The sequence below is a fragment of the Paenibacillus lentus genome, assembly GCF_042714055.1.
Lineage (GTDB): Bacteria > Bacillota > Bacilli > Paenibacillales > Paenibacillaceae > Fontibacillus > Fontibacillus lentus_A.
Genome location: NZ_JBHGVC010000022.1, coordinates 34,769 through 42,943 on the forward strand (window position 1 = coordinate 34,769; position 8,175 = coordinate 42,943).

At 46.7% G+C, this 8,175-nt stretch carries 4 protein-coding genes; 3 read left to right on the forward strand and 1 reads right to left on the reverse strand.

What is annotated here, in order from left to right:
• Positions 1-150 precede the first annotated feature (150 nt).
• Positions 151-2,355 carry a hypothetical protein gene (locus ACE3MQ_RS26605; protein WP_379398524.1) on the forward strand — a complete coding sequence of 735 codons (2,205 nt, stop codon included), beginning with the start codon at positions 151-153 and terminating at the stop codon, positions 2,353-2,355.
• Positions 2,356-2,571: 216 nt separating this feature from the next.
• On the forward strand, positions 2,572-3,519 hold the full coding sequence (locus tag ACE3MQ_RS26610) for a serine/threonine protein kinase (RefSeq protein WP_379398526.1): 948 nt from the start codon (positions 2,572-2,574) through the stop codon (positions 3,517-3,519).
• On the opposite strand, the gene ACE3MQ_RS26615 is transcribed toward ACE3MQ_RS26610, so the two are convergent.
• Positions 3,482-5,590: a vWA domain-containing protein gene (locus ACE3MQ_RS26615; protein WP_379398528.1), complete on the reverse strand. Its 2,109-nt coding sequence runs from the start codon at positions 5,588-5,590 to the stop codon at positions 3,482-3,484. The two genes, ACE3MQ_RS26610 and ACE3MQ_RS26615, sit on opposite strands and share 38 nt — an antisense overlap.
• A gap of 410 nt (positions 5,591-6,000) precedes the next feature.
• On the opposite strand from ACE3MQ_RS26615, the gene ACE3MQ_RS26620 reads away from it, so the two are divergent.
• Positions 6,001-8,169, forward strand: coding sequence for a transcriptional regulator (locus tag ACE3MQ_RS26620; RefSeq protein WP_379398530.1), 2,169 nt, complete (start codon positions 6,001-6,003; stop codon positions 8,167-8,169).
• Positions 8,170-8,175 lie beyond the last annotated feature (6 nt).

Here is an 8,175-nt window from a genome sequence, read left to right on the forward strand (position 1 = left end):
AAAAGTGTACAAAACAGGTATGGAATTACTGCAAATAGTTATGACGCATACAAAGACCCATTTAACCAATTTCTCCCCGATGGTACATTTGAGCAAGCTATCATAGAAGGCTTAAATACTCACTACGCAGGTGTACCGTATAAAGAATTCATGTATAACAATCAAAACTCTACATTGGCAGATAAAGTGGTATATGAGGAAAACGCCAAACCCAAACACGGCAGATGGATCGATTACGTCCACGTGCTCCAGCCGCCAACCGAAATCTCTTGGGGGTTCGGGACAGTGTATATCGATAGCAATATCGGCATAACTTACTTGGATATTCCAATAGCCCCTTTCAATATGCTGAAAGATGATGTTTCCGCAGAGTTTGAAGAACTGCCGGTCGAGGCTGTTCCCGGGGAGCCGGTACGGGTAGGGGTGAAGGTGAATTCAAGCTTTATCGATTCGGTCAACTCGAAATATGAATGGATCATTACGCGTGTAAGTGATGGAAGAAAAGTTACCAGCTCGGATGGGCTGAAATTCGGCGGGCATGGAACGGCGGAGTCAGGCACCGTGAAATTGGATCGGAATCAAAGTCGGATTCTGTACGCTGATTTTACCATGCCGGATAGCGAGATTCGCATCCAATTTAACATTAACAAGGACGGAAAATCACCGGAAGAGGAGGATCTAAGCAACAATATCCTCGATTCTTATCCAAAGGCAATTAAGCTTGTCGTTCCGGAGGGGCTCGCATATGATGTGTTATCGAAAAGGGAGAAGTTTCCGCTAAACCAGGGTACTCCGCATACGGCAACTGTTACACTGCCTAGGTCTGATGCAGTGTGGACAAGCAATACGACGGGAGAGCTCAACGTAACGAATAATACGCCTACCTTATTTAGAGACCATCAGGTTCTGAATAATCCGCGCATCAATGAGCCGAGTACTACAGTGACGAGGGATCCGATCTTCCTAACGACGATCAAGCGGGAGGATTTCGGCGATGATCCCGTGAACCGGAAATGGATGAAGCCTGATCCAAATCCAAGAACACCGTTTCAAAGAATCGGCACGGTATCCCAGGATGGGAGCATTCAAAAGGATTATAAGTACAATAGGCAGGTATGCAGCAAAAATGAAGAGGGCAAAGATGTATGCACTACGGTGACCGAAACCGACACGGCTACAGCTTCCTTCCAACCAGGACTAGATAAAAAGGCCTATGAATTTTTCGTATATAATGGAAAAGAGACAATTGATAAGCCAACCTTCCAGAACAAAATCGACAACAACTCGCGAGACTCTTTTAAGAAGGATCTGTTCTGGGAGAATGAGTCTTACAAGTATAGCGTCATTCGTTGGATGTATCACTTGGACGAAAACTGCAAGCCTTATCAGCCTGAGGGCGTGAAGACCGATGCTACCGATTACGGAATTGCGGTGCCTGGGCAGTATCCTCGGTTTTTCACCCAGCAAGCCAGCGCCAATATCGAATGGATCAAGGATAAGGATACGGTTACAAACGGAACGGAGTTTATGAAGCAGCAGTATGCGATAGCCAGAAAGGCCGCCAAGGATCGCAATAACAATAAAAAATTGTACAATAATGCCGTTTTCGCAAGCGATCGGGAGTTGCAGAAATATGATTATCCGATCAAATCGGGATATTACTTCAACCCGGCGGGCAGCTATAACTTTATCGTCAAGACTGTTACCTTTAAGCCGTCGGAAGATGACACGGCCGATCATCGCGATCTGGTCAATGCCTTGATCAATGCATTCCGATATGAAACGAACTTGATCTATATTAACAGCGACAAGAAGGCGGTTAACCTTCAGAACGTTAAACTTGACCCCCAGCGTGGAGGCTTCAAAATAATTCCGGGCGTCTTGAAGGCTGAGGATCCTAAAGGCGTAAATGGTGAAGTATTGCTCGAAGTAAAGGATCGGAAGAGCGATTCCAAACGTTATAAAAAAGTAGTCGAACCGATTTATTTTTCCCAGGATCAAGATGAGAGCAAGACCCATGTATTCTGGAAAAAAGTACTGGAGGGCTACAGCGAATCCTCCACGGCAGGCAGCAACATGTACTATAAATATCGGGAGTTCGTGAAAAATACCGAGCGCAAAATGTACAAAATCACGGAAACGACAGAAGTCACGATTCAGATTAACCCGGACAATATCCCTGTGTACACGCATGCTAGCATGCAGAACGGCAAGTACTATGTGAAGGCTTGGATAGACGATGTCGTCCTTTCCACGCATGAATATAGTAAACTGGGTACTCTCAACGGAATTAGTGTCCTCGATCAAATCGAAGTGACCGTGGCCGGTTCCATGTTCGACGATTTAAATAACTAGCTATGGCCCAATGCCCTTCACTATCCCCGTCTGTCCTTGTTTAAGGTCAGAAGATGGGGTGGTGAGGGGCATTCTTTTGTGATAACAGATCTCATGTTCATGCATGGTCAATTTGTTGAGAAATTGGTAAGATGAGGATAACATACATAGGTTAACTTATCTTTGGTCGAAAAAACATAGCAGCAAGCTTCTTTAAAACGTTCGTGGAGGTTGACAGTGAGTAAAGCATTCATGGGGAACGAGGGGAATGGACTGCGCCGCAATTCGAGATTGCACAGCAGGGAGTCTGGATCTGCCCTGACTTACCGGGTTCGCAGTAAGATTTCCGCTAGTGAGCTGGCCATGGTATACGCGGTCAGATGCGAAGAACAGGATATGAAATGCGTGATTAAGGAGTTCTTCCCTAAATCGTTAGTACGTAGAGGGAAAGATGGCAGCTCCGTACGCCGGTTATCGGGAGTACCGGACGATAAGTATGAAGCGTTAAGGAATGCATTTATTAATGAAGGCAAGCTTTTAAAGAACTGTGAGCATCCCGGCATTGTTCGCTTTATAGATCAATTTGAGCAAAATGACACCGTCTATATTGTTATGGAGTTTATAGAAGGAGTTACACTGGCTGAAATGATTGGAGGACGTCCGGATAGAGTTGAGCCCGGCTTCCTGTACAAGACGATGCTTCCCTTGATTGAGACGCTAGAACATTTACATAAGCAAGGAATTATTCATCGTGATTTGAAGCCCGGCAATATTATCATTGATCACCAGGGGCGCGCGAAGCTGCTCGATTTCGGTTCAGCCATTCGTTTTGACGGCAGCGGCGGCCAGCCGATTTTGACAACAGCCGGGTACTCGCCACTCGAGCTCTATTCTGAACAATCCCGCCAAGGGCCGGTAAGCGATATATATAGCTTGGCCGCATTGCTGTATTATTGCTGCCGCGGAACGGCACCCACAGATGTCCGCAAGCGATTGTTCGATGATCGGCTAGAGCCGATTGGCACGGGTTTGAAGCGCAGTTGGCCATTTCTGTCCCGAGCCATCCGGCGCGGCTTGATCGTTGCGCCGGACAAGCGCTGTTCTTCACTAAAATGGTTCAAGGCTGCGATTACGATGGAATATGTGACTAGCCCGTCTGCTCGACGGAGGAGTCGTTCCGGATAAAAACATTTGTAGTCGGCTTAATGGCCTTATAACGCAGCTCGATTTCGGTTATACCGTCCTCGAATGTAATGTACAGCTTGTCATTATATTCGAGGATTTCTTTTTTATTTTTCGGAAGCGGCGTACGATTGCGAACAAGTGAACAACGTGATGTGTTCTTTACGATCAGCTTGCCGTCTTTGCCTGGGGTGAAGACAATTTGTTCCGCTTCAGGAAGCGGCTCATGTACATCAAGGCTCACGAACAGCTCCAGCAGACTTACCTTACGTCCTTCAAAAGAGGTGAGCGGCCACGACTTGACCGGCACTTCGCTGCCGCTGGCCGTAGCCAAGAAGTATCCTTCCAGCTTACCGGCAAAGCCCGGTTTTGGACGCAGCCACATGAACAAACCGACGGCAATGGCAAGAAGAACAATGCCTCCGGCGATAGACCATTTTAGCACCGTGTATTTCGATTTGACGTTAATGGTTAATATCGCTGTAGCCGACCCGCCTTCCGAATCGCTAGCCGTTAGCGTAATTTGGGTCTGTCCAGTTTGAAGCGGAGACAAAAGCAGCTCACTGTTTTTAAGCTCATGGGTCAGTATTTTGTTTGGATTGTCGCCGCTGTGCATGGTATAAGCTAAATCATCCCCGTTCTCATCAAGGAATAAATCGTTCATGTCCAGAACGACTTGGCCCTCTTCTTTGATGACCTCCAACTGTTCTCTGCCATGGACGGAGGGCGCTATATTCACAATATTCTGATCTTGGACGACACTGTGGCGATAGAAGCTCGGGCCATCCATTCTAACCTGCCATTTATACTTACCCGAGGTTGGAAATATGTATTCGGTATAAAATCGTGTACCCTCGTTCTTCATATCTACGAGAACTTCCTTATTCGTCTCCAGATTCGTGACGACAAGCTGGCCTTGCAGAGACTGATACACTTCCTGCTCCATTAATTGCTCATTTGCAGCCGGATGGATGAGATAAGCCTCGATCCCCGTAGGCTGCCCCTTGATGGCGGCTTTACTCGTTATTGCCGTTTTGGCTTCCAGCTCGTAGCTTCCGAGCAGATTTATTTTTACAAGATCCCCTGATGTGCCCCTAAATTTAAGCTTGGCCGTGCCTTTCTTGGGCTGAGATACCTTGATCAGCGTGTAGCTCGCTGACTTGAACATACGAATATTCTCCGAGCTGTAGAAAAGCTGCGTCTCCTTGAGTGGGTGCTCGGAAAGCAAAATAATGTTGGCCTCCCCCATACTTGAATTAGGAATGTCGACCTGTACCTCTTGCAGCTGCCCCGTCGCCGTAACGCCAGCTACCGGAAGCAGCACAGATCTCATTTGCGCCGCAAAGATCCGGTTGAAAATTTCAGGCAAATCGTCAGCGCTGCTGGTCATATAGGAGGCGCCTCCAGTCTTATTCGCGATGCGCTCTAATTCTTCAGGGTTAACGGTGCCATCGTGATTCAGTCCGATTGTGTAGATCGGGTATCCATCCTTCTGCGCTTTTGAAATAGCTTTGTCTACGTCCTTAGCCGAATCGGCAGCAGTTCGCTGAGAACGTGAAGCTGGCCCAAAATCTGTTTCTCCATCAGAAAGAAGAATGACGAACGGCTTGCGTCCGCTGCCCTCTCCTTCAGACGACTTGGATGAAATCAAGTTCCCGCCTGTGTTTAGTCCTAACCCCAAGTCGGTATATCCGCTTCTGCGGAGTCCGGCTATTTTTTGTTTGAGCTCTGTCTTATTCGCCGCTACCGAAATGGAGGTCAGCGGTTTGGAAGCCACAATTTGATGATTGTAGGCTACAAAGCCGATTCTCGTCCGGCTCGCTTCGCTCATGTCCATGAACATATGAATCACTTCGTTCGCCATTTTGTTTGGATCGGCATGATTCATAGAATAGCTTGTATCCAGGACAAAGACCGCATCAAAAGCGTCGGTATGATGTTTTTGTAAGGAATTTGCAGAAACAGTGAATGAATTGTGAAAAATTGTCGTAAAAAACACGAAAACAAAAATCAGGATAAAAGTCCTAGTTAACAAAAAAATGCCTGGAGTTTGTTTTTGCTTTTTTTGCCTCATTTACCGATACCCGCCTTATGTACTATATAGTGTTGAAATAGAGCGAAAATAGTCGCTCAAATATGTATATTTAAACTTATATCGGAATTGGGTCTTGTTTATTGTATATTATTCCAAAAAATAGGTCTTTGATTGGATATATTTCCCTTGAAGATATGGATGAAAGGTTCTTAAGTCCCTATATCCATCATCAATTCAAGATATTGACAATTGATATGAACGATGTTTAATATTACCCTCGAGACCCGGGTACAGTGAAACTCGTCCCGGTCATACGACTCAGGTATCCCGTACAATAGTCGGATACTGTCGAAAAAAATCAGTAGTACAAGCGTCCGGCATGGGAAAGAATCCGGGGTCTTCATCAGGCCGGTTGCGCTTTTTTAGAAACGGGAGGAGGAATAACGACAATGGATATTATCAATCAGACCAATCGAACGATGCTGTTCGAAGAGATCAATCCCGAGAAGCTGGACCTGATCACCATTGTGGGCGACGTTAAAGGCATTGATAGTCTGAGCGACGACAAAATCAAGGAGATCAACAGCCAGCTTTTAGTGCGGAGCTTCGATGAATTTTTGGACAAGTTCTCGCCGACGGTGTACTCATTTTTCAATGCGGCTAATCAAAAGGTCGTCTACATGCTCAAGAAGCCCGAAGGAATTGCCGAGGAGGCAATTTCCGAGATTCGGATTGATCAACACAATGATTTCCTGAAAATGCTATTTACGCTGATCGACACGAAACGGAGCCAAGGGATGACCAACGTCGATTTCAAGTTTGAGCATTTGCTCGACATGATTTCGCCGAAGAAGGTCATGGATGACATTCGCCAGGTTCGTAAGGAAATCCATTACATGTATGGACAATACGAGAAACTGGACGATGAGGATCCGAAGAGGCTGGATATGGGCGACAAGCTGAACGCCATGTTCGAAGAGGCGAGTGCCAATTACAACAACGTGATGGCTATGCTTCCACTTGCGATCGAGGATATCAAGACGCGGCTGTTGCTGGGCAGCTCGAATGAGGAGAACGATGCCGAGGCGGTGCAAATCGGTATGCTGACGATCGGGGAGAGCGGCGAGTTAAAAATTATCGAAGCCCCTAAGGGCGAGAGCACGGAGCTCGTGCTGCTGGATGAGAACAGCTCCAATGGTTTAGCACTGGTTTTTGAAGATGACTATAACTCGATTACGGAAGCTCCGTCCGGTTATGTGAAGGATTTGGTTGTCCGCACATTCAGCCCGCTGCCGGCAGTCAGCACGGAAGTGAACCTTGAGACTGAGGTGCAAAACTACAACACTTATCTGGAGTTCTACAAAACGGCAAAGGACGATTTCGTCAAAACGGTCAAGCCGTTGGTGGAGAAAATTCTCGGCGTCAAAATGTTTTTTGATCAATATGCGGTTAAGAACAAGGGAATGGCACCTTCGCTTCTCGTGACGAACTCGAAGCTGGATATGATCGTGAAAAGCGCCAATATCCCTCGTCTGGAGACCTATTTGAACACGGTCAACTCCAAGAATGACTTCTCAGATACGATTTGGTTCGGCATCGTCCCTTCCGTAGAGCTGGAGAGCGCCGGCAAGGTAAAGGTCACTCGCGAGCGCTTCAAGGGTAATGAGAAGATTGCCAAGCAGGATGGCAACACCATGGAATCCTTATCGATGCTCATGCAAGTCGTCAAAGACTTCAAGGTTCAAATCTTCTTCAGCTTTGAATCGGGAGAAGAGACGACGTTCAACAATATGGCTACCGCAGGCATCGACAAATACATCGATAAATGCGCGCCGCTCATCCGTAAGGAGTATAGCGAATATGCCATTCCGTGCATTCCGAACTTTACGGTTATTCCGAAGGAAAAGTCGGGCGTGGTGATCGACAGCCGTATGGTTCAAACCGAGAATGGTGCTCAGCTTTCCAGAGAGAAGGAAGACATTCTCAAGCTCTGGATCGAGGGTGTCTATGTAGGAGCGTCGTACGTAGCTGCGGGAATCGTTGCCTCATACCAATGTCCGGAGTATTTGAAGGAATCCTTTAAGAATACGAGCAAAGAGTTCCCGGGCGTTCGTTTTGATATTGAAGCTGGCGAGAATAGCCTGCGGGCGGTCACGACGATGGCGAAGGAAATTACCGGCTTCACGAATACGATCAAGGATTCGATCAACCGGAAAAATTTCGGCTTTATTTTCTCATCGGAGAACGCTCAGCTGCAAGGCAAAGATATTCGTCGGATTACGGTGTATAAGGCGAGAAGTCTGGCTGCGTCGGAGGACGGGTTCGACTCCATTTACAAAACGCTGGTCAGCACATACATAGAGCGAATTCTTCGCTTCCAGACGGCCGACTTCAAGCATGAGAACATCATTAAATTTTTCAGTAACAATCCGAGCAGCCAGAAGAGCATGTGGCTGGCCAAGCGCGGTTTCATAAATTCAATTATTCATGACGGCGATGACATGAACTATGTGATCGATGAGAAGAACAATCTGTGTCACATTGATCTGATCTATAACGGCAATGTGAAGAATTTGGAAGTGATGATTACCAAAGGCACCAGTCCAGTCAAAGCCTAAAGTAAC